Below are 26,247 nucleotides of genomic sequence, written 5' to 3'. Positions count from 1 at the left end.
TCAGCCGCACACCTGATTGCGGCCTTTATCCTTCGCTTCATACAGATGACGATCCGCTGCCCGCAGCAGATCGTCGCTGCTGTTGTCATCGTCCGGTACCAAACTCGCAACCCCGATACTGATGGTCACCACTCCGCTGTCGTTACGCTCGTGCGCAACGGCCTGGGCTTCGACCGCCTGACGCAGACGTTCGCACAGGTACAGCGCATCGGCGTTGGACGTATCCGGAAACAGCAGTACGAATTCTTCACCGCCGTAGCGCGCGCAGACATCCCCCGGACGTTTGCAGAAGGAAGCCATCAAGGCCGAGATGGTGCGCAGGCAGTCATCGCCCTGCTGATGGCCGTAAAAATCGTTGTAATCCTTGAAGCGGTCGATATCGATCATGGCCAGCGATAAGGGTGCTTCACCCCGTTTTCCCCGACGCCATTCACTGGCGATGCTCTGCTCCAGATAGCGGCGATTGGCAATGCCGGTCAGGCTGTCCGTAGTCGACAACACATGCAGCCGCGCACTCAGATATTTCAGCCGCTCGGCTTCCAGAGCCAGCAGCTGATTCTTCATAAAGTCGCTGCGAAACGCCGACTCCATCATAAACGCCATATAGCCACCCATGGCGATCAGGAGCACCCAGAACATAATGAACATGGGCACAAAAATGCTGATTACCTGATTCAGCTGCACGCTTTCAACCTGCGTATCCATCACCAGCAACGACAGCAGATAACAAGCCAGCAAAGATACAGACACCACCAGTACCGAGCGGTAACTGAGGCGCAAGGCCACCATGGTAAAAATCTGAATCGGAATTAAGCCCAGGTGATAAGCGTATTTCAGCTCGCCCGGAATCAGGCCGATAAACACAATCACCGACAGACCAGCAAAGAAAACACCGGATGCAGCAATCGGTACCATTTTCACGCTGAATCGTGAACGGGGTACCCAAAGCACCAGCGCGAAGGCAATTACGGTCAGAATCAGGCGGGCCGTAAAAATCAGCAGACCGTTGTCGCCACCGAGATAAAAATCGGTCCACGAAAACGCCAGATAAAACAACAAACCACCCATCAGCATTTTCTGGTCGATTTCCAGAAAGCGCTGATTGCGCATAGCGATGTAACGGGATTCAAGGCGGCCCGGAAAACGCAGTTGCTTGCGTCCCTGTTCGAGAATTCCCGAGAGGATATTGATCTGGTCCTCTACTCGCTTTAAGGTGTCCTGTTCCTGCTGACTACTGACTTTAGGCACCGGATCTCCCTGTGTAACCGAGCCCGGCTATATTCCCCGCCGGACATCTGCCTGAATGAAGTGAACATAGCCAATAGAACACTCCCGAATCAATTAGACAATATCCGCGCACGCCGGAATTGCATGAGGTTGCCATGAAGGTTTACGAAGACATCAGCCAATCCATCGGAAACACCCCTCTGGTCCGTATCCGCCACATCACTGACCACCCGGCTATTTACGCCAAACTCGAGAACCGCAACCCGGCGCACTCGGTAAAGTGCCGCATCGGTGCCAACATGATCTGGCAGGCCGAGCAGGATGGCTTACTGAAACCGGGCATGGAAATCGTAGAACCGACCAGTGGTAACACCGGCATTGCGCTCTCGTTTGTCGGCGCCGCCCGCGGCTACAAAGTCACGCTGACCATGCCGGAAACCATGAGCATGGAACGCCGTAAGGTCATGCAGGCGCTGGGGGCCAATCTGGTGCTGACAGAAGGCGCCAAAGGCATGAAAGGTGCCGTTGAGGCCGCTGAAGCTCTGGTCGCAGAAGCGCCGGAACAACGCATCATGCTGCAACAGTTCAATAACCCGGCGAACCCGGCCATTCACGAAAAAACCACCGGTCCGGAGATCTGGAACGACACCGATGGCAAGGTTGATGTGGTGGTTGCCGGCGTCGGCACCGGCGGGACTATTTCGGGCATTTCCCGCTTCATCAAACAACACAAAGCCATTACCTCGGTGGCGGTAGAGCCTGCGGCATCGCCTATCATCAGCCAGAAGCGCAACGGTCAGGAACTGACGCCGGGACCGCACAAAATTCAGGGCATCGGCGCCAACTTCATTCCCGGCAACCTCGACCTCAGCATGGTTGACCGCGTTGAGCCGGTCAGCAACGAAGACGCCATCGCCATGGCTCACGAACTGATGTCGAAAGAAGGCATTCTGGCCGGCATTTCCTGCGGTGCAGCCATGACCGCGGCACTGCGTTTAGCCAAAGAACCGGAATTCGCCGACAAGACCATCGTCGTGATTCTGCCGGACTCCGGTGAGCGTTACCTGACGTCGCCACTGTTTGACGGTTTCTTTGACAAGTAATACGTCCCTGCTGCGCTCCGGTCTGGCCGGAGCTGACGTTCAGGACGTACTGGGCAATGGCCTGCTGGCGTACACCGCTCAGGCCATTCAGGCTCCCGACACCCTGTTCCGCACCCTGCTGCATGACATCGCCTGGGAAGCAGGCTTTGTTACCCTGTACGGCAAGCGTCATCAGGTTCCGCGTCTTCAGGCCTGGTACGGTGACGAAGGCATCCGCTACACCTATTCCGGTGAAACCCTGACCACCCGCGTATGGACCCCGGTGCTGGCGCAATTGCGTGACGAACTGAGTGCCCAATTCGGCCTGCCGCTCAATTCCGTGTTGTGCAACCTGTACCGCTCGGGTCAGGACAGCATGGGCTGGCACAGCGACGACGAGCCGGAGCTTGGCGTTCGCCCACGGATATTGTCACTGTCATTGGGTGCCGTGCGGGATTTTGCCCTGCGCCCGAAAGGTTCAGGCCGCCAGCACACAGTTCTGGCGCTGGCCAATGGCAGTTTGCTGGATATGCGTCCGGGGCTGCAGGATAACTGGCAGCATGCGCTGCCAAAACGGATGAAGACCGCCTTGCCACGTATTAATCTGACCTTCCGTTTTATTGTCTGACGCGTGAAGGGACAACCATCAATCGATGAAACGACAGCGCTTGGTCAGTCGTGCGCAATCACCGACTCAATACGGAACATAATTACCGGTGTTGTGCGGTAGTCTTTGTCCCGGTCCCATAAAAACTGAGGCTCGACCTCGCCGTACACCCAATTGCTGTAAATCAGCTGACGGTAACGTACGCCGGCGGTGTAGGTATGAAAGGTTGCCGACTGTTCGGTATCACCACTGGCACCGGCCACATACGCCAGTGCCGAGGTGCGGCTCAGTTCGTGATACAGACCCGCGTCGTAACTGAGCTTGAAATAGTCGTCATTCAGCTGGTAGCCGGCTTTGGCATTGATGCGGAACAGTTTTTCGGTGTTCAGCGGATAATCCATCTGCAGCGAGGTATCTTCCCCCCAACCGTTCGATGTGAAATAAAACAGGCGCTGAGTGCCTTTTAATTCCCATTCCGACAGATAGGCGTAGCGCCGCGCGCGGAAACGCACAAACGGATCGGGCGGAACGCCCCATTTAATCCCGGTATCAATGTTGGTTTTCCACTGATCGGATTCATTGATGATGTAGCGCAGCGCCGAGCTGTACTCCACGTTTTCGACCGATTCAATTGGGTCGGCTTCACGGGTATCGTCTTCTTCCGAGGAAATGAGCAGGTTCAATTTGTCGTTGGTGTTGGGTAACACCAGTTTCACACTGATGCCGAATTTATAATCCACAGGATCGCCCAATACCCGGCGGGTATAAAACGACAGCTTGGCACGCGTGCCTTTTACGTCATCTTCAATAATGTCTTCACTGAAAAATGAGTCGACAAAAAACGAGTCGATGTTGCCCGACAACCGGTTGAGATAATCCGCCAGCCAGGTGCGGGAACGCTCAATGGTCTCGGATTCCACCCGTGTTTCACCCGGCTCAGTCTCCGTGTGCTCAGGTAAATACTGAACGTAAGGGTCATCGTCCGGAATGGCGAACGGGGGATACGAATTACCCTGTAAATAGGGTTCCGACTCCAGCGCCATGGCCAGAGGAGTGATCAAGAGTAACAGCCATCCTGGGCTCAGTTTCATCCATTACACCGGGTCGTGGTGAATAATTATTTCGGCCCGCGGATAGCGCGCCAGAATGGCGCTCTCGACCGCATCGCCTATACCATGTGCGGCCTTGAGCGACTGCTGGCCGTCGAGTTCGAGATGCATCTGAATAAACTGAATGGCACCCGACTGACGGGTTTTCAGATTGTGTACGCCGCGCACGCCGGCACACCCCAGAATCAGTGTCTGCAGCGCCTTTTCGTCGTCTTCCGGCAAGGCTTTGTCCATCAGCACCTGAAGAGCGTCGGTGACAATGCCATACACACTGTGCAGCAACACAGCGGCAATGCCGAGCGCCACTACAGGGTCCAGCCAGTAATAACCAAAATAAGACGCCAGCAAGGCCACGACCACCGCCAGACTGGTGAGAATATCGCCATAGTAATGCGCAGAATCCGCTTTAATGGCCAGCGAATGCGTCTGGCGATAAACCCAGCGCTGGTAAACCACCAAAGCCGTCGTCGCCAGAGCCGAAAACAGCATGACACCGATGCTTTCTTCCAGCGCACGCAGCGCCGTCGGATGCAGCAAACGGTCCACCACGTGCAATAACAGCACACTGGCAGACCCCAAAATAAAGGCTGACTGAATTAATGCCGCCAGCCCCTCAGCCTTGCTGTGACCAAACGGGTGATCATCATCCGCCGGCATCAGCGCGTAACGTACGGCAAAGTAATTCACCACTGACGCTGCGATATCCATTAACGAATCCAGCAACGACGACAGCACACTGGCCGAGTCACTCAGGCTCCACGCGAACACTTTTGCCACCAGCAATAATGTGGCGGTCGCGATGGAGGCGCTGGCGGCGCGTTTAATCAGAATGGCGTGATGGGTAGAAGTCATGAGCCCGGTCGTTAATGAGAAAACTGTCGGATTATGCCAGATTCGCGGCATCCGTGTGTTTTTTACCCTGTCAGGCCACGATTTGCCAGCAGTGACGCTCTGGCCCGTCACAAGTATTGACCCACTGCACAAGACTGCTCATATTGGCCTGACTCTGGTTCAGGAAGTACCCGTTATGACAATCCGACACGCACTGGTGGTGGACGACTCGAAATCGGCCCGCATGATGCTGCAGCGTCTGCTGAGCAAAATGAACGTCGAGGCCGACGCCGTAGAAAGCGCCGAAGAAGCGCTGCAGTTTCTGGAACACCGCCAGCCGGACGTGATTTTTATGGATCATATGATGCCCGGTATGGATGGTCTGGCCGCCACGCAGCTGATCAAATCCAATCCGCGGACTGCGGCCATTCCGACCATCATGTACACCTCAAAAGAAGGTGAAGAATATCAGCACATGGCCCGTTCCCACGGCGCCAATGGTGTTCTGGCCAAACCCGCCAGTCACGAAGCCATCATGGCGGTGATTCAGGCACTGGATGAACCGGCCGCCAATGACGAACCCGCCAGTGCCGGCAATCTTCAGATTCCGCTGATCGAAATCGACAAACTGGTGCAGAAACACCTGAAAACCGCCGTGGCCGAAGCCCGGGCAGAAATCAGCGCCGGACTCGACAGCATTGCCCAGCAGTTGCAGGCCACCCAGACACAGCAGATTGACCTGGCCCAGGCCCGTATGTATCAGCAGTTTGAACGCTGGAAGACGGATCTGGAAAAAGCCCTGTCCGACGACGCCCTGTTCCAGCGCACCCGGACCATGAACCAGCGCCTCGCCATTACCGTGGCCGACCGTCTGGTGAAGAAAAGCGCTGATGATCTGGTAGCCGTCATGTCCACCAACCGCACGTCGGTCGAGGCCAGTCTGGCCGGTGTGCGCGCCGAACTGATGGCGCAGCAGAAGCAGGCCGTGGTGCGCGCCATTACCTTAGGCGCGGCCATCGGTGCACTGATTGGCGGCGCGGCAGGCGTCGCCGCTGCATTTTTCCTCTGACATGATGCACGTCAGGAGTGGCCGTGATTGACCACTTCTGGCGCGGCAATACCTTTGCTTGATGTGACACCATCATTACACTACGCGCTCTCACCAGAACTCCAAAAAAACGATCAGGGATACGATAATGATCAAAGCTCTAATGACGGCTGCCACGGTGGTTATTCTCACCGGCTGTGCGGCTGCAACGCCGTTGCTGGTCGCCGAAGCCGGTGGTCATCAGCTGGCGCGTTATGATGAGGACATCAAGGTACGTGCCGCCGCGGCACTGGACGATGAGCCCGACCTGCTGACCTACTCGGTGCAGGCCATCAGCCGCGGCAAAACCGACGACGCGGCAGCGACTTACATGAAAGGCTATTCCGACCCGGACTACAGCCAGAACATGAAATCGCTGGCGCTGTATCAGATTGCGCTGCTGTACATGAACCGCTTCAGTGATGAGCGTGACGATGCCAAAGCCCGCGCCTACCTGCTGCAGCACCGCATCGAATTTCCGGATTCCCGCCTGAAAGAGCGCGTCATGAAACGTCTGGCCATTCTCGATGAGCGGGAAAAAGAACCCGTACAGTTGTCTGCCGTGCAGCTGCTCAAGCAGGTCGACCGCAGCAAATTACTGAAAGTCGACAACACGCCATTCGATGCCGAGCTGACGCCGATGAGCGAACGCGCCATCACCGAAGGTCGTGTGGCCGATGCCGAATCGGTTTACCTGATTCTGTACGACAACAAAGCGTCATCCGCAGAAATGCGCGCCAAAGCCCTGTATCAGCTTGGTCTGATTTACATGAGCCCGTACAACCAGGCTGGTAACAATCAGAAAGCCATGGCGTATTTCCGCAAAATCGGCGAAGAATTCCCGAACACCTCCGTCGCCAAACGCAGCAGCGAGCGCATCGCCCAGCTGATTAACCGGCAGGAATAACGCCCACAAAAAAGGCCTCAGATGAGGCCTTTTTTATTGTTCAGATATTCCAGTTCACATCATCGACGTCATCAACGCATTCGCGGAAATCACTCAGTACATCATCGTGACAGACTATGCTGGTAATAATCAGATCATCATCGACGTAGGCTTTCAGCAATAACCACTGGTCATCATCCACGTAATCCCCAAGCTTGGTACACAGCGAATACTGCGAACAATCGAGCGCCGGCATACTGTCGTAACCGGCGAACGTGCCATCTGAGTTTTCACTCAGCTCAGCGCCACGCACTAGGGTGTAAAACGGATAGCTGCTGCCGGTCCGGTCGTCGGGTGAGCTGTCATCCGCATCCAGTACCGCCGCCGTAATAACGCCACCGGACGATACGGTGCGCACGACATCAATTTGGTATTTCAGCCCCCACTCGGGTGAAAAATCCTCAATGTCTCCGGTCAGCGCCAGCAGTTCGTAATCATCAGATGAATTGACCTTAAACAGCAGACACATCTGCGCATCGGCCAGACCACAATCACTCTGGAACGCCGCCACATACCAGCTGACCGTCGACTCGCCTTCGCATTCGCTGTCGAAGTCTTCTTCACTGGCGGAGCAGATAAAGGATGACAGCGTCACTGTGCCGCCGCTGGCTTCAAATTCCAGTTGCAGAACCTGTTGATCGTCCACTGCGTTTTCAATGGCCGTACAGGACGTCGAACAATCGAAGGTCACATCACCGCCGATCTGCCATTCGCTGTCACTGAGCGGCACCAGCACGCCGGATGAGGAATACAGTGTCAGGGCGAAGGCGTTGCTGCCATCGGCCATGGCGGTTTCAGCCTCCACGCTGGCGAACGAATACGTGGTCGGGTCACCATTGCTGTCGAACGAGGTTGTCACCGTCAGGGTGTAGCGTGAACCCCAGCTGTAACTGCTGAAGCCGGTCAGCTCCGCATCCGATACCGCCCAGCTGTCGGACTCGCTTTCGCGGGTACGGAAGCAGAGATCGCTGCTGTCGGTGTCACACGGGACTTTGTAGTAATCGACGTACAGGGTTTCTTCCTGATCGTCCCAGTGCTGACCCAGTTGGGGGCAGCCGCTGATGACCGGCGCCAGCAGCAGCGGCCACAGATATCGCAGTTTCATGCACAGTTCCTTTACTTCTTGCGTTGCAGCAGAGGCGCAGCATACGTGCGTAGGAGTCGATCCTGAACCCCGGGTTCTGCCCCTGCCATGCGGCTTTGCAATAACTTTGCAGCCGGCTGCAGGGTATCAGGAACTGATTGATTTAACAGTGACAGTGCGGCTTCGTGCACCGGCAGAATTTCTGTCATCTCGGTCAGCTGCCGGTCGATGGCCGCGGCGACGGCATCCGGCGACTCCAGCTCTGCGTCAGATAGTGGTTCTCCGAAGTCGACAAAAATCCGCCCTTTGAAGCCGGTCAGACCGAGCAGAATGCTGCGCGTGTCTTCATCGTCGGCTTTTTCATAGCGGCCATGCTGCTCACGGTGCGTCAGTTCGCGTGCTTTCAGCAGATCACACGGGTCCCATTCGTACTGGATCGACACCGGCACCGGGCGCATGGCGCGCATGGTATCGGTAAAGGCTTCGTCACGGTCTCGGCCATTCAGTGCCAGCATTTTGATCACTGCGGTATCGGTTTCGTCGATGCCGTCCTTCGCACGCCCTTCGCGCTGGGCAATCCAGATGCTGTGGCCATCATCCAGCGACTCGCGGATATAGGCCGACAAGCGCTGCAGCTCGCGCAGCTTTTCACGCTTATTGGCGACGGTCCGCTTCACCACAAAGCTCTTGTTCAGACGCATGATGTCGGACACATCCGGGTGGCGCAGCAGGTTATCGCCAATGGCGATGCGGCTGGTCGGCCAGCCGGCGTGATGCAGGCTGAAGTTGATCATGGTCGGGTCCATGGCGATATCGCGGTGATTGGATATCCACAGATAACTTTTGCCCGGCTCCAGTTTGTCGAGCCCGCGCACCTCAATGCCGGCCGACGATTTCTCGAGAATGGCCTCCACCCAATCGGCGATGAGATGCTGGAAGGTCTCAACCGTGTGAATGGATTTCAGCCGCTGTTTCATAAACGCCCACAGCAGCGGACTGAGCAGCGGCCGTAACCAGGCCGGAATTCGCGGAAAGCGGTACTTGAGCAGCGCACCGGCCAGATCACCGGAACGCATCAGCCGTTCGATCACGGCCGGAACTTCATCATCGTTATAAGGGCGGATATCCGCAAAAGCGTCCTGCATACCGTCTCAGACTCAGGGTGAAAATGAACAACAGCGTCTGTGCAGCTGAACACGACAAACGCTTCGAAAAGAGGCCGCTTAGTATATCCTAGGCGCCCTTACGTGAATAAAGACCCGAGGCACATGCCAATGATCAATGATTGGGTACCCGCCCCCACTCAAGCCAACGCCATCGACAGCCAGTTGCTGCTCCGTTTTGCCGCTGCCGCCGAGGCGATGCGCGCCAATGCTGACGCGGTGCGCAGCGACCTGGGCGATGACGTGCTGAGCCAGGTTCAGGGCTGGCTGAAACTGCCGGAAGACAGCTGGAAACCCGTGATCCGTTCGTTACCGGAAACAGTGCTTTTCCCACTGGCCACCTTCTTCACTCTGGCGGAAAACGCCTTCTCTGGCTGGCAATGTGGCGCGCGCAATCCGGCCATCTGGATTTTCCGCTACCTGAAAGAGAGCGGTCAGCTGCCTGAGAAAACGGCCATCCGCGAGCTCAAGAGCCTCACCGACAACCGTTTTATCCCTTACGGCAGCGCACTCTGAGCACCTGCCTGATACGGTTCCAGTGCGGTTCTGAGATCTTCGATCCGCACCGGCTTGGTCAGGTAGCCGTTCATACCGGCGGCTTCACAGGCTGCCTTCTGCTCGGCCATCACATCCGCCGACAGCGCCAGCACGGGTAACCGCTCACAACCCGGCAGCTCACGGATGGCGCGGGTGGCCTCGAGGCCATCCATAACCGGCATGTGGCAGTCCATCAGCACCAGATCAAACTTGTGCTGACGGCATTGCTCGACCGCCGCACGCCCATCCGCCGAGACCACCACGTCACAGCCCAGACGACGCAGCATCTGCGCCGCCACCTTCTGATTCACCAGATTATCTTCCGCCAGCAGAACGCGCAGACCCGAGGCACCCGCCAGCGGTGATTGCGTGGCTTTGCGTCGGGCTGTATCAAAGCGGGTCATAACGCCATAGGGCGGCAGTTCATCTTTCAAAAGACGAATCAGCATGCGCCGTAACTGTTCCTGCCCGACCGGCCAATCCCAGTAGGCTCTGGCACCAACGGCCGCCAGCTGACGCTCATCCGGTACCGCCGCGGTCGCCGAGGTCACAGCCAGCCGCACGCCTTTATCTGCCAGCTGCCGGAACGAGGCTTCGTGCTGATGCAGAATGCGCTCGGCCACAATCAGCACCGCCGGTGCCTCGGATTTCTGTAACGCCAGCTCCACCTGCACAAATTCCGGGAATTCACGCACCCGGGTCGGAATATGGCGCGCCACCGACACCACCAGCGAGCGGTTGACCTGCAGCTCATCCAGCACCCAGATGGCCAGATCCTGTAACCCTTCGGATTCTGAATCCGGTGCGTCTTCGGCCACCGCCGCCGCCAGTTCCAGATCGAGCCAGAAGTGAGAGCCGGTGCCCACTGAACTGGCCACCCCGACACGGCCGCCCATCAGGGTTGCCAGCCGGCGACAAATACTGAGTCCGAGCCCGGTACCTCCCGCCAGCGTCGACAGCCGGCCATGGGCGGTGCTGTACTCATCAAAAATCGTACGCGCCTGTTCGGTGCTGATACCGATGCCGCTGTCCTCCACTGAAAAGCGGATACGCAACCTGCTCTGCTGGCTGCTGACCAGCACCAGACGCAGCAAGACATGGCCTTGCTCGGTGAACTTAAGCGCGTTGGTCAGGTAATTCATCAGAATCTGGCGGATGCGCACGGCATCGCCCAGCAGATAGGCAGGTATGTGGTGATCGACAAACGACTGCATGGCCAGCCCTTTTTCCCGCGCCCGCGCAGCCATCATGCTCAGCAGACCGTCCACCAGCTCCCGCACCGAAAACACCTCCTGCTCGATGGTGAGCATATTGGCGTCGATTTTGGAGCTGTCGAGGATGTCGTTGACGATACTCAGCAGGTGGTCTGACGACTGCTGAATAATGCGCACAAAGCCCTGCTGTTCCGTGGTGAGTTCGGTTTGTTCAAGCAGTGACACCATACCAATCAGACCGGTCATGGGGGTGCGGATTTCATGGCTCATGCTGGCCAGAAAGCGGCTTTTCGACAGGCTTTCTTCCTGTGCCGCCACTTTTTCGCGGCGCAGTATCTCCCGGGCCTGAAGCGGCTCGGTAATGTCGGTGCTGATCACCAGTACGCCGGTCAGTGCACCGAACTCCTGCACCGGCACCAGTTGATTTCTGAGCCAGCTAACCTGCCCGGCATCGCCGGTGAGGGAAATTTCGTACACAGCCGGTGTGAGCGTGGTGAGCGCATGAGCCAGATTCTGCTCGAAGATTTCAACCTGATCGGGCATCAGCAGATCACGGCCCAACTTACCGACCACGCCGTCCATGCTGAAACCGTCCATCAGACGATTCACACTCAGAATGCGGCCGGCGGTATCCAGCTCGGTAATAACGTCGGGGATTTTCTGCCAGAGAAGGCGGTATCTGTGTTCCGTGCGGCGGGCTTTAGTCAGCGCACGCTGCAACTTCCGGATCACAAATAAAAGGGCTGCAATCAGCAGCACCAGAAACAGCGTTACGGCAATCAGATAGTCCATCGCGCATCCTGCACGTCAGGGATAATCCGCAGAATAGTATCAGGCTGCCGCACTGCCATTCAGGAGGGACGTGAGCCCTGACTGATCTTTCGGCCACAGATAGCGGCTCCAGCCTTCCGGCAGCGCCCGCGCATCGTCTTCGGCGGTTATCAGCAGCATCAGCGTGTCACGGTTTTCACCGTCGCGCAGCAACCGAGCCACCGATTCCGCATGGCAGGCGGACGTCACGGCAATTGCCCCCGGCTGATGCTCGGCCAGCAGAAAACCGAAACGGATCGGATCAACCGTCACAATCGGCTCCCATCCGGCCCGGCGGATAAAAGAGGCTAAATCTGCCGACAACTCATCGCTGCTGGCCAGCAACACCATAGTGCGGCCGCCCAACGCCAGTTCATCGGGAACCGGCATGTTGTTGTCCTGCAGGAATGTAATGAAGCTGTTCACCGGGATACGGTTATCACCGCGACCGGGCAATTTGTAAGCTTCGAGGTGACCTCGCTCAATCCAGCGGATGACGGTACGGAAATTCACACCGCAGTATTTGGCAACTTCACCAGTGGTTAAGGCTTGTTTATCCCTCACGGCACGATCTCGAATTCACAACTACACTGGAGTCAGTATAGATAGCCTTTCGCCTTTGCAAGGAGAAAACAGCATTTTCCTCGGCACGCCAGAAACCGTGCTGGTTTGCGGGGGAAATGCTAGAGTCCGGACACAGGCGCCAGCGTGGAGGAATCAATGCAAAGGAATATTTTACTGGTCGATGACGAAGCCGGAATCATTCACGCCATCCGGCGTATGTTGCGGGCTGAGCCCTATCAGATTTTCGAAGCCAGTAACGGCCACGAGGCCCTCACCATTCTGGAACGGCACGACATTCATCTGATGATCTCGGACTTTAAAATGCCGGGTATGGATGGTCTGACGCTGTGCCATAAAACCCGCCAGATTTCGCCCACCACGTACCGCCTGCTGCTCTCCGGACAGGTCGACTACAGCGGCTTGCGCCGCGCCTGGCAGGACGGTGACGTGCATCGTTTTGTGGCCAAGCCGTGGGACAACCTGCTGCTGGCCATGGATATTAAAGAAGGCATCAAACAGCATGAGCTGCTGGCCCGCATGAACCTGCTCAGTCAGGAACTTCAAGGGCATCAGCCTACGCTGCTGACCGACAGCAACTGGATTGTCCGCCTCGCCAACGCGCCCATGTGTTCGGCACTGGAATGTCAGGAGAAAGACCTGCTCGGCATTAACCTGTTTGCTTCGGCCTTATCGGATATGCCGGTCACACTGGAAACCGAAGTGACCCGGCAGGTAGAAGAAGGCAAAACATGGCTCGGCCATTTTAATCTCACGGGCCCCGGCGGCACCCGCCATCAGGTGTGGATGGCCATTGCGCCGATTGGTGACCAGTACCGTCTGTGCTCGTGCAACTGGGTGGCGGAAGATCTGGATCCGGTGCGCGACCTGCGCGATGAGATCAACCGCTACTCCGGCGAGCATCACCTCGACCGTCTGCAGATTGCCGTCAACCGTTCTCGGGTTGAGCCGCATCTGATGGTGGTGTCCTTTTCCAACGGCGACAGCATGAGCAAAGATCTGGCCGCCATCTGTTACGAGCGTCTTCAGGCAGCAACCGACGACCTGTACGAAATCTACTCGCCGCAGGCCGGCACCTTCCTGATTCTGCAGCCATCGGTGCTGTCCGCCGAACAGACCGAGCGGCTGGCCCAGATTATCCGCGAAGATTTTGACGAGCCGATGAGTTATCAGGGCCAGAACATGGTGCTGAAACCTCAGATCACCATTGAATCCAAACCGGCGCATATTAATGAATGGGACGACTGGCTGCGCCAGCGTCTGGGGCTCAGCGTCAAAATGCGCAGCCGCACGCAGCAGGCGGATGTGCAGACCGATACCAACAGCGCTCCCAGCAGTGTGAACCGCCATAAAGTAGTGCCGGTATTCAATCAGAACGGCGAACTGGTCGCCCTCAGTGTGCCGGGCGATGCCTGCCGCGACGGCGACTGGGACGCCTGGCTGAAGGATATCTGCGCTCAGTGGCAGGCCGATTTCAACCGCGAACTGCAACTGGTGGTGAGTGCTACCGAACACAGTCAGGATGCTATCCGCGCACTGACCAGCGTGCTGCTGAAGCGCGAACAGGCACCGAAATGCGCTGTGGTGCTGGGTGAAGACTGCGTGCTCAGCGAAGGCGCCGACGACCTCAACTGGCGCGATGAATTACGTGCCCGTGGCTGTTCATTGTTCATCGCCAATTTCGGCCGCAGCTTTGTGAACTCGCGACAGGTGTTGTCGTTACCGATTCAGGGCGTGTGTCTGGCACCGGAATTCCTGACGCACATGCGCAGCAGCAAATCGCTGCCGCAAAGCCGTCGGTTACTGCAGCGTATTCACGATAATGGCCTGATTATTTTCGCACCGGGCATGGACGACACCGAATCACTGGCATCCGCCCACCAGACCAACGTCGACTGGCTGGCCGGTGGCCTTCTGTCGCCCGCCATTACCGCCGATCAGCTGCAGTGGTTTTCGCCCGCCGGTGAAATTGGCTGAGCCGCGCCCGCATCATTCGGGCGCTGATTGGGATATGATAGGCTCCTGAATACAGGAGCCCTATCGTGAACAAAGATCAAGCCTACCATCAGATTGCCCTGGCCTGTCTGAAAGCCCTCAAGACCCCCACCAACGTGGCCAATGAAGACCCGGTGAGCGCACTTTATCAAGTGATCGACACTGCCTTCGAACAGCAATTTGCCCTGATGATGGCGGAACTCGAAAGCACACGTCACAGTCTGAACCAGATTGCCGAACTTGATCCGGCACACGATACGCTGGCCGACGCGCAGCGCATCGCCCGTCAAAACGGAACTGCCCACTAATTTTTTGCCACGCTAAGGAGCAGGCATGCTGTCGTTACGTTACTGGACCTTTTTCATCATCGTTCTGGCTGCCATCGTATTTTCTATGATCCGATTCAATTCCGACCCTACCGTGATCGTGAGCCCGGCCGATACGTTCAGCTACCGTTACCTGACGCTGGAAAACGGCCTGCGGGTGCTGCTGGTCAGCACGCCTGACTCCGAAAAAGCCGCGGCGGCGGTCACTGTCGATACCGGCAGTGGTGATGATCCGAAAGGCCGCGAAGGGCTGGCGCATTTCCTTGAACACATGCTGTTCCTGGGCACAGATCCGTACCCGGATTCCAGCGAATATCAGGAATTCATCACCCGTCACGGCGGTACACACAACGCCTTTACCGCCCAGACGCAAACCACCTATTTCTTCGAAATTGAAAATAACGCCATGAGTGGTGCGCTCGACCGCTTCGCTCCTTTCTTTATTTCCCCGCGTTTCGACGAAGCCTACGTTGACCGTGAAAAGAACGCGGTAAACGCTGAATACAGCTCGAAGAAAAAAGACGATTTCCGCCGTATTTTCTCCGCCGAAAAACAGGCCATGAATCCGGACAACCCATACGCGAAATTCGCTACCGGCAATCTGGATACCCTGTCCGACCGCGGTGACAGCAAAGTACGCGACGACCTGCTGGCCTTTTATAAGGCGCATTATTCGGCCGACCGTATGACCGCCGTTCTGGCCGGCAACTACCCGCTGAACCAGCTGGAAAAATGGGCAAAATCCCATTTCAGCGATGTGCCGGTACGCAAGACCGAAGCCCGCACCCAAAACCCGCCGCTGTTCGCCGCCGGTCAGCTGCCGCTGGATATGAACATCGAGCCGGTCAAAGAAATCCGTCGCCTGCAGTTCACCTTTCCGATGCCGGAAACCCAGAGCAAATACCGCCTGAAACCGGTGCAAGTGCTGTCCAACCTGATTGGTCACGAAGGCGAAGGCAGCCTGCTGGCCTTCCTCAAGGAAAAAGGCTGGGCGGAAGGCCTGAGCGCCGGACGCTCGCTCAGCACCGCCTCAGAAACCACGCTGGTTGTGCAGGTACAACTGACCAAAAATGGACTGCTGCACATCGATAACATCACTCAGGCTCTGATGGTGTACATCGACCTGCTGAAGAAAGAGCCGCTGCCGGCTTACCTGCTGACCGAACAGCAACAGCTGAGCGACCTGTCGTTCCGCTTTATGGAGCAGACCAATCTGTCCGATTACGCGGTTCGTCTGAGCACCAATATGCTGGTGTATCCGGCAGAAGACACCATTTACGGTGATTACCGCTGGGAGCCCATCACGGCCGAAGCCCTGCAGCCGTATCTGGATTCGCTGTCGGCCGGCAATATGCTGCGCACCCTGATTGCACCGGGCGTGACTACCGACACCACAGATCCGTGGTACGACACCCCGATCCGTATCCGCCCGGCCGCTTATCAGCCGGCAGACGTCAGCACCGACGGTCTGAACGCCCTGCACCTGCCGGCGGAAAACCCGTTTATTCCGACCGATTTCACCCTGCATGGTGAAACCGCGCAGCCGACGCCATCCCTGCTGATCGATGAGCCCGGCCGTCGCCTGTGGTACTACCCGGAACACGAATTTACCCAGCCGAAAGCCCGCGTACTGGTGCAGCTGCAGAAAGCCGCCGTCCAGAACTCGGCCCGTGAGCGCGTCATTGCCCAGCTCTACGCGCGCACCGTTAATGAAGCGCTGAACACCTACAGCTATCCGGCGTATCTGGCCGGCTTGACCTACAACCTGACGGCGTCCGGTCGGGGTCTGGAACTGGTACTGGGTGGTTATCAGCACAAAATGCCGGTGCTTCTGGAACGCATTCTGGGTGAGATGAGCGGCATCCGTCTGAGCAACGAAGAATTCGCCCAGTACAAAGCTTCGCTGCAGCGCAATCTGGAAAACCAGCTGAAGAGCAAACCGTTTGAGCGTGAACTGGCGGTTCTGAAACGCTGGCTGTATCAGCCGAGCTTTGACCAGAACGATCTGCTGGCCGCGCTGCAGGATGTGACCGCCGACGACGTGCGCGCTTTTGCGGCACAACTGCCGGAGAACGTTGCGGTGCAGATGTACGTGCACGGCAACCAGAGCCGCAGCCAGGCAGAGACGCTGGCCGATGTTGTGAACCGCGCCCTGCCCGCCACCGGCGCCCTGCTGCCGCTGCCGGAAATCGTGCGCGCGCCGGATGGTCAGTATCAGAAAAACCTGAAACTCGATCATCAGGACAAAGCCATTGTGCTGTACGTGCAGGGTCAGGAAACCTCCGACCGCAACCGCGCCCGCTATGCCCTGCTCGGCCAGATCATGAGCTCGCCTTATTATCAGCGCATCCGCACCGAACAGCAGATGGGGTATGTGGTGTTCGCTACGCCGTTCCCGCAGCAGACGGTTCCGGGTCTCGCCTTCATCGTGCAGTCACCGGAATCCTCACCGCAGGAAATTCTGGACCAGAGCATGCTGTTCTTCAGCGATTTCGAAAAGCAGCTGGCCGATATGAGCGACGAGGAGTTCAATTCCTACCGTCAGGGTCTGGTCACCCTGCTGACCGAAAAGCCGAAAAACATGAACGAAAAAGCTGCCCGCTTCTGGCGTGATATCGACGTTGGCCGTACCGGCTTCGATACCAACAGCGCCATCGCTGCCGAAGTGATGAAGGTGACCCGCGACAACATTCGTTCGCTGTATCAGGACGCGATTCTCGATATGGCCAAGCCGTGGATTATCCTCACTCAGGGTGGCCGCGTGACGGACTGGCCGGACCTGAACAGCGTCGACCGCGATACCCTGTCGCGCTTCTGACGTCGCACCGTGCAAAATAAAAGCCGCTGATGCGGCTTTTATTTTGTCTGCTATTTGTCCGCGCTGCGCAAAAAAGGTTTACCGCGCTGAGTGCAGCAGGTAAAACACTGACAGCCGCTCCGGCTTCTTAACAGCGAGAATAATAACAATATGAGCAAAACTGCCTTTATTACCGGTGCAGCCTCCGGCATTGGCCTGGCAACGGCGCGTGCGTTATATGCCCGGGGCTGGACGCTGGCCATGGCCGACATCAACACCGAGGCTCTGCGTCAGCTGACCTTTGACTGGGATCACGCCCGCGTCACCTGTTATCCGCTGGATGTGTGCAATCAGGCGCAGTTCAGCCATGCCCTGACCGATTTTACCGCGCGCCATAACGGCCAGCTGAACCTGCTATTTAACTGCGCGGGTATTTTGTCGATCGGGCGCTTTGAAGCCATCAGCGCCGAGCGTCACCAGCAGATTATGAACATCAATGTCATGGGCGTAATCAATGGTTGTCAGGCGGCTTTTCCGTTTCTGAAAGCCACACCGGGTGCTCTGGTGGTGAACATGAGCTCGGCCTCGGCGACCTATGGCATTCCCGGTCTGGCGAGCTATTCGGCCTCCAAATTCGCGGTCAGCGGTCTGACCGAAGCACTGCAGCTGGAGTGGGAAAAATACGATATTAATGTCTGCGACGTGATGCCGCCGTTTGTGTCGACGCCGATGCTGAACGAGCAGGCAGAATCGGCGCCGGTACTGAAGCGGCTGGGCGTGCATTTAAACGCCGACGACGTCGCCAAAGCGGTAGTGCGCCAGACGGAATCGGCAAAAACCCACCGTACCGTCAGCCTGCATTTCGGCCTGCTGTATCAGTTGGGGCAGTTATCGCCCCGTTCCATTACCCGCGCCATGGTGCGCATGCTCAACCGTTAAGGCTGAGATCCGGTGGTGGCTGGGTTACCATAGCCACCTGTTCCGGAGGACCCGCATGTTTTCGATCAATCAATATTTTCCGCTGTTCGCTGTGCTGGTGAGCCTGTTTGCGTGGGGCAATCCTGCCAGTCTTACCGGCCTGAAAGACGCCATCGTGCCCCTGCTGACCATCGTCATGTTCTGCATGGGTCTGACCCTGCGCTGGGCTGACTTCCGCCGGGTATGGCGCAAACCACAGGGCGTGGCTCTGGGTGTCGCGCTGCAGTTTATTCTGATGCCGCTGCTGGCCTGGTTGCTGGTGCAACTGCTGGCTCTGCCGCAGGAACTGGCCATCGGTCTGATCATTGTCGGCGCCTGCTCCGGCGGCACGGCGTCCAACGTAATGACGTATCTGGCGCGTGGCGACGTCGCGCTGTCGGTGAGCATGACGCTGGTATCGACGCTGGCCGGTGTGCTGCTGACGCCCTGGCTGGTCGCGCTTTACGCCGACGCCAGCATCGCCGTCAACACTCAGGCCATGCTGTTCAGCATCGCCCAGATTGTGGTGCTGCCGATTGTAGCCGGCCTGCTCTGCAATCGTTTTCTGCCTCAGGTCGGGCAGAGTCTGAATGCCCATTTACCCGATATTTCCAGCGTGCTGATTCTGCTGATCATCGCAATCATAGTGGCGCTGAACGCCGATGAAATTTCGGTGATGGGCATGAGTGCGGTGCTGGCGGTGGTGCTGCATAACCTGTCCGGACTGCTGCTGGCCTACGTCATTGCCCGGGCCACTGGACAGACCGAAGTCGCTGCACGCACCATCGCCATCGAAGTGGGCATGCAGAATTCCGGGCTGGCGGTGGCACTGGCACTGAAATTCTATGGCCCGGTGGCCGCCCTGCCCGGCGCCCTGTTCAGCGTCTGGCACAACATCAGTGGTTCGCTGCTGGCCGCCTTCTGGAAATGGCAGACCGACCGACGCGTGCGCGCCGTGCAGGAGGCCCTCAAATGATGCGCCGTGTTCTGTTGATCACCGCCCTGCTGATGCCCTTGATGGCGTCGGCTTATGAAGTTCGCCTGAGCGAACAGCAGCTGCAGCAGGAAATTAATGCCCGCCTGCCGGTCACGCAGCAGCGCGGTTTATTCACCCTGGAAATCAGCAATGCCGTACTGACCCTGATCGACGGCGAAGACCGGCTGCGCATTCAGGCCGATGCCCGCTTGATCACCAGTTTCGGTTTGCAAAGCCGGGGCAAAGTGACACTCGACGGCAAGGTGCGTTACAACAATCAGGATTACAGCTTCTACATCGAAGACCCGGTTATCCGCCAGATAAGCATCGACGGTGTGGCACCGGAACTTGAGCCCCAGCTGATTGAACTGGCGCAACAGTCGCTGACACCTGCGCTGCGCAATCAGCCGGTGTACACCTTAAGTGATCAGGAAATGACGCAAAATCTGGCGCGCATGATGCTGAAAGGCATGCGCATCGAGCAGCGTTCGGTGGTACTGGTTCTGAGCTTGTAATTAAGCATTATCCACTCGCGAATAACCTGCGCTCTTAAGGTGTTGCTAAAAAAGCAGGCATTAAACAGACATAAAAAAACCGGCAATCGCCGGTTTTTTTATGTCTGACGCCGAAGGCTGAATCAGCCTTTCAGGCTCATGCGCTTCAGGGTGTCGTCTTTCATTTTGAAGTGGTGCAACAGGGCTGCGCCAATGTGCGCCACCAGCACAACGATCAGTGCCCAGGCCGCCGTGCCGTGCACCCCTTCGAAGAACTCGTGCAGGTCTTCGTTTTTATCCATCAACATTGGCAGCTCAAGACCGAAGAAGGCCACCGGGTGACCACCCGCCTGACTCATCAGCAGACCACTGAGCGGCATAATCAGCATAAGCAGATACAGAATACCCTGCACCGCCTTGGCTTTGATCACATCACCACGCGGCGTGCCGGCCAGAGGAGCCACCGGGTTGGAAATACGCACAGGAATGCGCACCAGAATCAGAATCAGCGCCAGCACACCAAAGGATTTGTGCAGACCCATGAGTTCAAACTTTTCCGGACCTTTCGGCATTTCTTCCATAATGAGGCCCACGGCCAGCAAACCGAAAATCACCAGGGCAGAGCCCCAGTGCAGCAGTTTGGTGGCGAGGCTGTATTGATCGGCAGGTTGCTTCATTCTCATTTCCTTATAATTACTAAGTAATATGAAATGAGTATACGCCTTTCCTTTGTTTCCCCAAGGCGCAGGTCATGCCTTTTACGATTCTTTTCAGCGCGGTAAACAAGCCAAGCCGCACAGACGCCTGTAAACAGGCATCACTCCCAAAGGTCGACCGCCACGTTCTGATGCTGGCGCGCATTGCGCTCCATCAGCACCAGATCGTGCAGCTCATCCAACTCCCGGTCGGTTAAGCGCTTCAGGTTCAGAGAACCGAACACACGCTGATCAATTAAAAATTTGTCGTAGCAGACACGGTGAGCGGGGCCGGTTCCTGGCACTGTGATGGGCATTCCCTGCAGAACGAATTCATTGCAAAAGCAGCACTTCATAACGACTACAAATGATAAGGGTTTACGACGGGGCGCACTCTAAACAAAGCATCCGGCACTTTGAAGTACACCCATAGACATAACAGGGTTATTAATAATTATCAAACCTATCATCAGTATAATAACCATTTGAAAACTATTGGAATTTTCAGGTTGTAGCAATTTTGTTAAGACCGGTAATGTTTAGTAAAATGGTACAACCATGATAATTTACCTAGTATTTATACTTATTTTAAAACAGTTATTCTGCCCATTCCGCTGCCTGATCAAGTGGAAAACCGGGGCAGAAAACGGGGCTGAGCACCAAAGGTTAAACCAGCCCCAAACGGCACCTAACGAAGCATCAGAAACGCTGAGTCCACTGCTGACGAACACTGGCTGAGCCGGTTCTGACCCGCACATCCGAGCTCGCGGAACTGCCATCCGCAGTCAGTGCAAAGCCGGCATTCAGACGCGGCAGCAGGCGGTTGCCGCTTCTATCCCAACGCATGTTGTTGCCGTTGCAGCTCCACAACACAGCTTTACCGCCGTCGAACATCTGCCCGCCGTTATCCAGACACTTACCCGTATTAAGCGCCGAGCGCAGATAGCCCGTGCTGGCGTCGTAATACCAGCGTTGTGCCTTACTGCCATTGCAGGTGTACGACTGCACATTGGTGCCGTTCCAGGTCCAGCCGCCCGCCACATCCAGACACAGACCGGTATCGTTATTCACCAGCGCAAAACCCGAGGCCGAGGTGCCCTTGTCGTCGTCGTAACCACTGTGCGTCATGCTGCCAGTCAGATACACAGGACTCTGTCCGCTGCTGAGCGAGGCCCTGACAGCCGCCTGCAATTGCAGCTCCTCGTCATGGCTCAGTCCGGCACCGTTCACCAGCAATGCGAAATGCACCGAACCGCTGTCTTCGGCTGCACTCACATCGTCCCAGATCAGAATCCGGTTGCCGGAATCAGAACCGGCATCGGCAATGCGCACCACTTCATCCGCATCTTGTGCCGGCACAGACGGCAGATCCGCCGCGGCGAATAGTCCGGCGTCGGTAATCACCAGCAGATCGGCAATGTCGTAGTGCGCCGGCCAGTAGATTTCGGTCGGTGCATCCGACTGGCGCCCCTGCCAGGCCAGAAAGGCAAAGGCGGTGTCGCGGAAGAATTCACGGTCGGTAAACACGCCGGGCAGACTGGCGCGGATGCTGTGCCAGCTCATGACATCACCGGCTTCGTCCGGCACCAGCCCCTCATAGGCGAAATGCAGCACCTTGCCCTGCACCGCCCGCGGGTAGGCACGCTGTACCAGTTCCGGCGCCACGTTGTAGCTTTGTCCGTAGTCCGCCACCACAGAAAAATTCTCACCGTTCCAGGCGTCGTCTGTGGTTTTCAGTTCAGAGCTGTTGCCATTCTGATATTCGTAATGGTTGTCGTAGTAGTAATCCCACTGCCACTGACTGCCGCTGATCAGCGGGGTGTAGAAATCGACGTAACGATTCTGCGACTGCGCCCTGTCGCTGCTTTCCAGCGCCTGATACGTGCCGTTCACCACCCGCTCGGTGTCCGTGTGGCCATAGCCGTCCAGCCACATGCCGAACTCTGACAAAAACGGCGCAATGTTCAGATACCGTGCTTCGTCGCGGATCAGATTCAGGTTGTCGAAATAACTGCCATTGCGCGCCACCGATAAATCGTTGGTGCCCATGCGCCCCTGATCGTAAAAATGGCTGTTGAAGACAAAGCCGTCACCGGGCTGATAACTCAGATAATGCCCGCCGGTGGCGGGTGCTACGACACCGGCAATGGAACTCCAGAACACATTGGGTTCGGCAAATACAGGCGTTCCGTTCCAACCGCGGGCGTCCATCTCGGCCCGTACGCGCTGATAAAAAGGCCACAGCAGCTGGTTGTCCCAGTCGGCGTAGGTCATGGCACCGATGCCGCCATCAAAGGGCTCATTAATCGGATCGACGCCCAGCACAAACCGGCGTTGTTCTGCGGTCAGATGCAGACTCAGATACTCCAGCATTTCGCCCAGCTGCCAGACAAACTGGCTCTGCACATAGGTCAGCTCCGCCGCCGCATGGTTGTCACCCTCGCGGATCAGCCATTGCTGGGCAGCCAGTGCGCTGCTGCCGGTAAAGGCACAATCGGCCAGCGCCAGCGAACTGTTCAGTGCCACACACAGGTTCAGGTCGAGCAGGCTGTGCAAACGCCCCTCGCGGTCGGCCATAAACTGCTGCGCCTGGCTGCCGTTGCACTGATACAGGCGCACGGCCGTGCCGGCACTGCCATCGGCGTCCGCCACATCGAGACAAAAGTCCGTATTCAACGCGGTACGCAGAGTACCGTCCTGTCGGTACTGCCAGCGCTGATTGGCACCGTCGTGGCAGGCGTAGCCGATCACCGCCGTGCTGTTGGCGGCGTCCGCCCCCGACACGTCGAGGCATACGCCCGCCGCCGGATTCAGCAGCTCAATGTCGTTCAGCGTCTGATCCAGCGCCCAATGGTCGTACCAGAAACCGCGGATGGCGTTACGCACCGCCGAATCCGACTGCTTGTGCGCCGCCCAGGTCAGCTGGCACGGCAGACCGCAGTCGTCCTTGCCATACACATCGCTGACGGCCCACGCCGGCGCGCCATTGCCGGTATTGCCCGAGTCCACCGTGAAGGTGTGGCGGCTGTAGAGGTCGGAGTGGTAATCCAGCAGCACATAGATGCCAAGATCGGCGGCGACGGCGATCTGCCCGGTTACCGATGCCAGATACGCCTCGTCCACCGTCCACGGCTGCGGCTGCACGCCTTCCCAGGCCAGGGTGTAACGGATCAGGTTAGCGCCGGTCTGGCGACGCATACGGCTCAGGCTGTCGCGGGCATCGTCGGTCGTTTTAAAAGCGCGGAAACCCGACTCCAAAAGCTTCGCCTCGCCGGAGACGTTAAAGCCGCGGAAGCTGACTTCACGCCCCAGCGTATCGGCGAATACTTTATCGGTCTGGCCAGCCACGACCTTGCTCTGAATCTGCACGGAGGCAGCCGCCGGCACCGAGTGAGTGGTCTGGGCGGCGGCCGCTGACGGCAGCAGCGAACAGAGAGAAAGAAGCGGAAAAAGCGCAGTAAGCGCCACAACGGCGGTCGGACTGCGCCGCAGCGCCGGCCGGCAATGCACGTCCGGCGCTGGGTTAACGGGTTGGTGGTTCATGGTGAGATCCTGCTTATTATTGTACGTACGTACCAACTTAAAACAGGCCGATACCCGCGGATAGGACATGAAAAGCCAGCCCCGGCCGTCTGGCCTGTTTGTAACCTTCATGGGATACGCACAACGCCTGTAGCCACCAGCAGGCCAAGAAGGGCGTAACCCGCGCAGAAACTGGGCGAAACCCCAGCCTGAACTATGCTTAGGGCAAAGCAATGCACCAGGTTTTCGCCATGTTTATTGATAACGTCAGTATTAAAAACAAACACAGTCTGATTCTGATTCTGGTGGTACTGGGTCTGATCTGCACTTCCGCCCTGAGCGTGCGCCAGTTCTCGCAACTCGCGGATCTGTCTGACCTTCTGTACCAGCAGAAAACCCTGTCGGCCGACATACTGCAGCTGCGCCGTTATGAAAAAGATTTCATGATGCGCAAAGATCTGAAATACGCAGACAGCTTTCGGGCTGCGCTGACGCAGGCCGACGATCATATTGAAGCCTTGTCTACGGACATGGCCGCACTGGGCCTCAATGCCAATCTGCCCAAATCCTTACGCCAGCAGGTCGACCAATACGCCGCGACCTTTGTACGCCTGACGCAGGTGCAGACCGAAATCGGCCTCGATCCGAAAAGCGGTTTATACGGTGGTCTGCGCGAAGCAGTACACAATATTGAGTCGGTGGCCAACGCCAGTGGCGACTACGAAGTGCTGTACCAGATGCTGATGCTGCGCCGCCACGAAAAAGATTTCATGCTGCGCCGCGATGCCAAATACATCGACCAGTTCAACACCGGTGTTGGCAGCATGGAAGACGCCATCAACCGCAGCGATAGCTTGTCCGGCAATGCCGATGTGGCTGCCAAACTGGCGAGCTATAAAAAACAATTCCTGGCCCTGTTCGCCAAAGAACAGGAAATTGGTCTGGATGAAAAACAAGGCCTGCAGGCCGATATGCGCAGTGCAATCCACGAAACCGAAGGCGTATTTGCCGAATTAACCGCCTACGTCACCGGCGAGCACGAAACCCGTCAGTCAGAGGCCTATACCCTGCTGGCCATCAGTATTATTGCCACCTTTATTATTGTCGCCAGCCTGACCCTGCTGGTATCCCGCGCCATTTACCGGCCAGTGGAAGACATCACGCATAAAATTCAGCGCATTGCCCGCGATCTGGATCTTACCCACATGACCGCGCACAAATCCGGCGATGAAATCGGCATTCTGTCGTACGCCTTCGATTCGCTGATCAATACCCTGCGTGACACCGTCAGTCAGGTTAAAGCCGGGGCCGACCAGGTGGCTGAAGCATCCGAAGAAATGTCCTCCATCACCAACGAAGTGGGTCGTGCCAGCAGCCAGCAACAGGATGAAGTCGAACAGGCGGTCACCGCCATGAACGAAATGACCTCCACCATTCAGAATATTGCCGCCAATGCCGGACAGGCCGCGTCGGCGGTGAATGAAGTGCATCAGGAAGTGGTGCGCGGCAAACGCATTTCAGAAGAAGCCCGTGGCGAAATTGAAACCCTGAATCAGGAAATTCTGGAAGCCACCCACGCCATCGAAAAACTGCAGAAAGACAGCGAAAGCATCGGGGCGATTCTGGGTGAAATCAGTGGCATTGCCGAGCAGACCAACCTGCTGGCGCTGAACGCCGCCATTGAAGCAGCCCGCGCCGGCGAACAGGGCCGCGGCTTTGCGGTAGTGGCCGACGAAGTCCGTACTCTGGCCAGCCGCACGCAGGAATCCACTGAATCCATCCGCAGCACCATTGCCGAATTTAACCGGGGTACCACAGGTGTGGTGAGCACGGTAATGAAATCGCGCAGCCGTGCCGAAACCGGTATTGAACGGGTGCGCGATGCCAGCAATGCCCTGCAAACCATTTACACCAACATCAGCAGCATTAACGACCTGAACACTCAGATCGCCACCGCCGCCGAAGAACAGAGCTACGCCGCCGAAGAAATTAACCGCAATGTTGTGCGGGTCAACGATCTGGCGTCGTCGAGTAAATCTCAGGCGGAACAGGCGGCACTGGCCAGCGCCGAACTGGCGAAACTGGCATCGCGCCTGAATCAGACGGTTGAAAAATTTGTGGTGAATTAAACGGCGCTGAAAAGCCGAGCATTTGCAACATTTCATCGGAAACAAAAACGGCACCTTAATCCGGTGCCGTTTTTTTA

22 protein-coding genes are annotated in these 26,247 nt (G+C 57.1%); 12 read left to right on the top strand and 10 right to left on the bottom strand.

Annotation, left to right across the window (positions count from 1 at the left end; translation table 11 throughout):
* Complete coding sequence (locus ACQUQU_RS03750; RefSeq protein WP_430461916.1) at window positions 1–1,248, bottom strand: GGDEF domain-containing protein; 1,248 nt, start codon at window positions 1,246–1,248, stop codon at window positions 1–3.
* A 134-nt stretch (window positions 1,249–1,382) separates the two neighbouring features.
* Here ACQUQU_RS03750 and cysK point away from each other — a divergent pair, with 134 nt between their 5' ends.
* Together cysK and ACQUQU_RS03740 are read left to right on the top strand one after the other, a co-directional pair.
* The gene (gene cysK / locus ACQUQU_RS03745; RefSeq protein ID WP_430461915.1) at window positions 1,383–2,330 is read left to right on the top strand and encodes a cysteine synthase A; all 948 of its coding nucleotides are present in this window, start codon (window positions 1,383–1,385) and stop codon (window positions 2,328–2,330) included.
* Window positions 2,320–2,937 (top strand): alpha-ketoglutarate-dependent dioxygenase AlkB family protein, encoded by a 618-nt coding sequence (locus ACQUQU_RS03740; protein WP_430461914.1) that lies wholly within the window; start codon window positions 2,320–2,322, stop codon window positions 2,935–2,937. Before cysK ends, ACQUQU_RS03740 begins: the two co-directional genes overlap by 11 nt.
* Window positions 2,938–2,981: 44 nt before the next feature.
* Here the strand turns inward: ACQUQU_RS03740 and ACQUQU_RS03735 are convergent, their stop codons facing one another.
* Both ACQUQU_RS03735 and ACQUQU_RS03730 read right to left on the bottom strand, forming a co-directional pair.
* Complete coding sequence (locus tag ACQUQU_RS03735; protein ID WP_430461913.1) at window positions 2,982–3,977, bottom strand: hypothetical protein; 996 nt, start codon at window positions 3,975–3,977, stop codon at window positions 2,982–2,984.
* 33 nt (window positions 3,978–4,010) lie between these two features.
* Window positions 4,011–4,877, bottom strand: coding sequence for a cation diffusion facilitator family transporter (locus tag ACQUQU_RS03730; RefSeq protein ID WP_430461912.1), 867 nt, complete (start codon window positions 4,875–4,877; stop codon window positions 4,011–4,013).
* Window positions 4,878–5,052: 175 nt separating this feature from the next.
* Between ACQUQU_RS03730 and ACQUQU_RS03725 the strand changes: the two genes are divergently transcribed.
* Window positions 5,053–5,925: a response regulator gene (locus ACQUQU_RS03725; protein WP_430461911.1), complete on the top strand. Its 873-nt coding sequence runs from the start codon at window positions 5,053–5,055 to the stop codon at window positions 5,923–5,925.
* Between the two features lie 127 nt (window positions 5,926–6,052).
* Complete coding sequence (locus ACQUQU_RS03720) at window positions 6,053–6,850, top strand: tetratricopeptide repeat protein (RefSeq protein WP_430461910.1); 798 nt, start codon at window positions 6,053–6,055, stop codon at window positions 6,848–6,850.
* Window positions 6,851–6,890: 40 nt separating this feature from the next.
* On the opposite strand, the gene ACQUQU_RS03715 is transcribed toward ACQUQU_RS03720, so the two are convergent.
* Window positions 6,891–7,994, bottom strand: a complete 1,104-nt coding sequence (locus ACQUQU_RS03715; RefSeq protein WP_430461909.1) for a hypothetical protein — start codon at window positions 7,992–7,994, stop codon at window positions 6,891–6,893.
* Window positions 7,995–8,005: 11 nt separating this feature from the next.
* On the bottom strand, window positions 8,006–9,118 hold the full coding sequence (locus ACQUQU_RS03710) for a 1-acyl-sn-glycerol-3-phosphate acyltransferase (protein ID WP_430461908.1): 1,113 nt from the start codon (window positions 9,116–9,118) through the stop codon (window positions 8,006–8,008).
* Between the two features lie 129 nt (window positions 9,119–9,247).
* Between ACQUQU_RS03710 and ACQUQU_RS03705 the strand changes: the two genes are divergently transcribed.
* Window positions 9,248–9,652, top strand: coding sequence for a hypothetical protein (locus tag ACQUQU_RS03705; protein WP_430461907.1), 405 nt, complete (start codon window positions 9,248–9,250; stop codon window positions 9,650–9,652).
* Here the strand turns inward: ACQUQU_RS03705 and ACQUQU_RS03700 are convergent.
* The gene (locus tag ACQUQU_RS03700; RefSeq protein WP_430461906.1) at window positions 9,634–11,679 is read right to left on the bottom strand and encodes a response regulator; all 2,046 of its coding nucleotides are present in this window, start codon (window positions 11,677–11,679) and stop codon (window positions 9,634–9,636) included. The two genes, ACQUQU_RS03705 and ACQUQU_RS03700, sit on opposite strands and share 19 nt — an antisense overlap.
* 39 nt (window positions 11,680–11,718) lie before the next feature.
* Window positions 11,719–12,261, bottom strand: a complete 543-nt coding sequence (locus ACQUQU_RS03695) for a helix-turn-helix domain-containing protein (RefSeq protein ID WP_430461905.1) — start codon at window positions 12,259–12,261, stop codon at window positions 11,719–11,721.
* A gap of 156 nt (window positions 12,262–12,417) precedes the next feature.
* On the opposite strand from ACQUQU_RS03695, the gene ACQUQU_RS03690 reads away from it, so the two are divergent.
* The 6 genes from ACQUQU_RS03690 to ACQUQU_RS03665 all read left to right on the top strand — a co-directional run bounded on the left by ACQUQU_RS03690 (window position 12,418) and on the right by ACQUQU_RS03665 (window position 19,845).
* Window positions 12,418–14,256, top strand: a complete 1,839-nt coding sequence (locus ACQUQU_RS03690; protein ID WP_430461904.1) for an EAL domain-containing response regulator — start codon at window positions 12,418–12,420, stop codon at window positions 14,254–14,256.
* Window positions 14,257–14,321: 65 nt separating this feature from the next.
* Window positions 14,322–14,582, top strand: a complete 261-nt coding sequence (locus ACQUQU_RS03685; protein WP_430461903.1) for a hypothetical protein — start codon at window positions 14,322–14,324, stop codon at window positions 14,580–14,582.
* A 25-nt stretch (window positions 14,583–14,607) separates the two neighbouring features.
* Window positions 14,608–17,418, top strand: coding sequence for an insulinase family protein (locus tag ACQUQU_RS03680; protein WP_430461902.1), 2,811 nt, complete (start codon window positions 14,608–14,610; stop codon window positions 17,416–17,418).
* A gap of 150 nt (window positions 17,419–17,568) precedes the next feature.
* Window positions 17,569–18,336, top strand: a complete 768-nt coding sequence (locus tag ACQUQU_RS03675) for an SDR family oxidoreductase (protein ID WP_430461901.1) — start codon at window positions 17,569–17,571, stop codon at window positions 18,334–18,336.
* A 55-nt stretch (window positions 18,337–18,391) separates the two neighbouring features.
* The gene (locus ACQUQU_RS03670) at window positions 18,392–19,330 is read left to right on the top strand and encodes a bile acid:sodium symporter family protein (protein WP_430461900.1); all 939 of its coding nucleotides are present in this window, start codon (window positions 18,392–18,394) and stop codon (window positions 19,328–19,330) included.
* Window positions 19,327–19,845 (top strand): DUF1439 domain-containing protein, encoded by a 519-nt coding sequence (locus ACQUQU_RS03665; RefSeq protein WP_430461899.1) that lies wholly within the window; start codon window positions 19,327–19,329, stop codon window positions 19,843–19,845. Before ACQUQU_RS03670 ends, ACQUQU_RS03665 begins: the two co-directional genes overlap by 4 nt.
* 122 nt (window positions 19,846–19,967) lie before the next feature.
* Here ACQUQU_RS03665 and ACQUQU_RS03660 read toward each other — a convergent pair whose 3' ends face one another.
* From ACQUQU_RS03660 to ACQUQU_RS03650, 3 genes are all read right to left on the bottom strand, one after another.
* Window positions 19,968–20,501: a cytochrome b gene (locus tag ACQUQU_RS03660; protein ID WP_430461898.1), complete on the bottom strand. Its 534-nt coding sequence runs from the start codon at window positions 20,499–20,501 to the stop codon at window positions 19,968–19,970.
* Between the two features lie 140 nt (window positions 20,502–20,641).
* The gene (locus tag ACQUQU_RS03655) at window positions 20,642–20,764 is read right to left on the bottom strand and encodes a hypothetical protein (RefSeq protein ID WP_430461897.1); all 123 of its coding nucleotides are present in this window, start codon (window positions 20,762–20,764) and stop codon (window positions 20,642–20,644) included.
* 454 nt (window positions 20,765–21,218) lie between these two features.
* The gene (locus ACQUQU_RS03650) at window positions 21,219–24,062 is read right to left on the bottom strand and encodes a ricin-type beta-trefoil lectin domain protein (protein ID WP_430461896.1); all 2,844 of its coding nucleotides are present in this window, start codon (window positions 24,060–24,062) and stop codon (window positions 21,219–21,221) included.
* Window positions 24,063–24,274: 212 nt separating this feature from the next.
* Here ACQUQU_RS03650 and ACQUQU_RS03645 point away from each other — a divergent pair, with 212 nt between their 5' ends.
* Window positions 24,275–26,170, top strand: coding sequence for a methyl-accepting chemotaxis protein (locus tag ACQUQU_RS03645; protein WP_430461895.1), 1,896 nt, complete (start codon window positions 24,275–24,277; stop codon window positions 26,168–26,170).
* The last annotated feature ends 77 nt before the right edge of the window (window positions 26,171–26,247 follow it).

Source organism: Thalassolituus sp. LLYu03, from assembly GCF_050507655.1.
Lineage (GTDB): Bacteria > Pseudomonadota > Gammaproteobacteria > Pseudomonadales > Oceanobacteraceae > Venatoribacter.
Note: the sequence above shows the minus strand (reverse complement) of the source record. Positions and strands in the feature narration are given on the sequence as shown.

What these genes read in the sequence shown, in the direction of transcription:
- ACQUQU_RS03715 (WP_430461909.1), bottom strand. Translation starts at nt 7,994, where the DNA reads ATGAAACTGCGATATCTGTGGCCGCTGCTGCTGGCGCCGGTCATCAGC.
- ACQUQU_RS03690 (WP_430461904.1), top strand. Translation starts at nt 12,418, where the DNA reads ATGCAAAGGAATATTTTACTGGTCGATGACGAAGCCGGAATCATTCAC.
- ACQUQU_RS03665 (WP_430461899.1), top strand. Translation starts at nt 19,327, where the DNA reads ATGATGCGCCGTGTTCTGTTGATCACCGCCCTGCTGATGCCCTTGATG.
- ACQUQU_RS03650 (WP_430461896.1), bottom strand. Translation starts at nt 24,062, where the DNA reads ATGAACCACCAACCCGTTAACCCAGCGCCGGACGTGCATTGCCGGCCG.
- ACQUQU_RS03645 (WP_430461895.1), top strand. Translation starts at nt 24,275, where the DNA reads ATGCACCAGGTTTTCGCCATGTTTATTGATAACGTCAGTATTAAAAAC.
- ACQUQU_RS03675 (WP_430461901.1), top strand. Translation starts at nt 17,569, where the DNA reads ATGAGCAAAACTGCCTTTATTACCGGTGCAGCCTCCGGCATTGGCCTG.
- ACQUQU_RS03670 (WP_430461900.1), top strand. Translation starts at nt 18,392, where the DNA reads ATGTTTTCGATCAATCAATATTTTCCGCTGTTCGCTGTGCTGGTGAGC.
- ACQUQU_RS03700 (WP_430461906.1), bottom strand. Translation starts at nt 11,679, where the DNA reads ATGGACTATCTGATTGCCGTAACGCTGTTTCTGGTGCTGCTGATTGCA.
- ACQUQU_RS03680 (WP_430461902.1), top strand. Translation starts at nt 14,608, where the DNA reads ATGCTGTCGTTACGTTACTGGACCTTTTTCATCATCGTTCTGGCTGCC.
- ACQUQU_RS03660 (WP_430461898.1), bottom strand. Translation starts at nt 20,501, where the DNA reads ATGAAGCAACCTGCCGATCAATACAGCCTCGCCACCAAACTGCTGCAC.
- ACQUQU_RS03710 (WP_430461908.1), bottom strand. Translation starts at nt 9,118, where the DNA reads ATGCAGGACGCTTTTGCGGATATCCGCCCTTATAACGATGATGAAGTT.
- ACQUQU_RS03725 (WP_430461911.1), top strand. Translation starts at nt 5,053, where the DNA reads ATGACAATCCGACACGCACTGGTGGTGGACGACTCGAAATCGGCCCGC.
- ACQUQU_RS03720 (WP_430461910.1), top strand. Translation starts at nt 6,053, where the DNA reads ATGATCAAAGCTCTAATGACGGCTGCCACGGTGGTTATTCTCACCGGC.
- cysK (WP_430461915.1), top strand. Translation starts at nt 1,383, where the DNA reads ATGAAGGTTTACGAAGACATCAGCCAATCCATCGGAAACACCCCTCTG.
- ACQUQU_RS03730 (WP_430461912.1), bottom strand. Translation starts at nt 4,877, where the DNA reads ATGACTTCTACCCATCACGCCATTCTGATTAAACGCGCCGCCAGCGCC.
- ACQUQU_RS03705 (WP_430461907.1), top strand. Translation starts at nt 9,248, where the DNA reads ATGATCAATGATTGGGTACCCGCCCCCACTCAAGCCAACGCCATCGAC.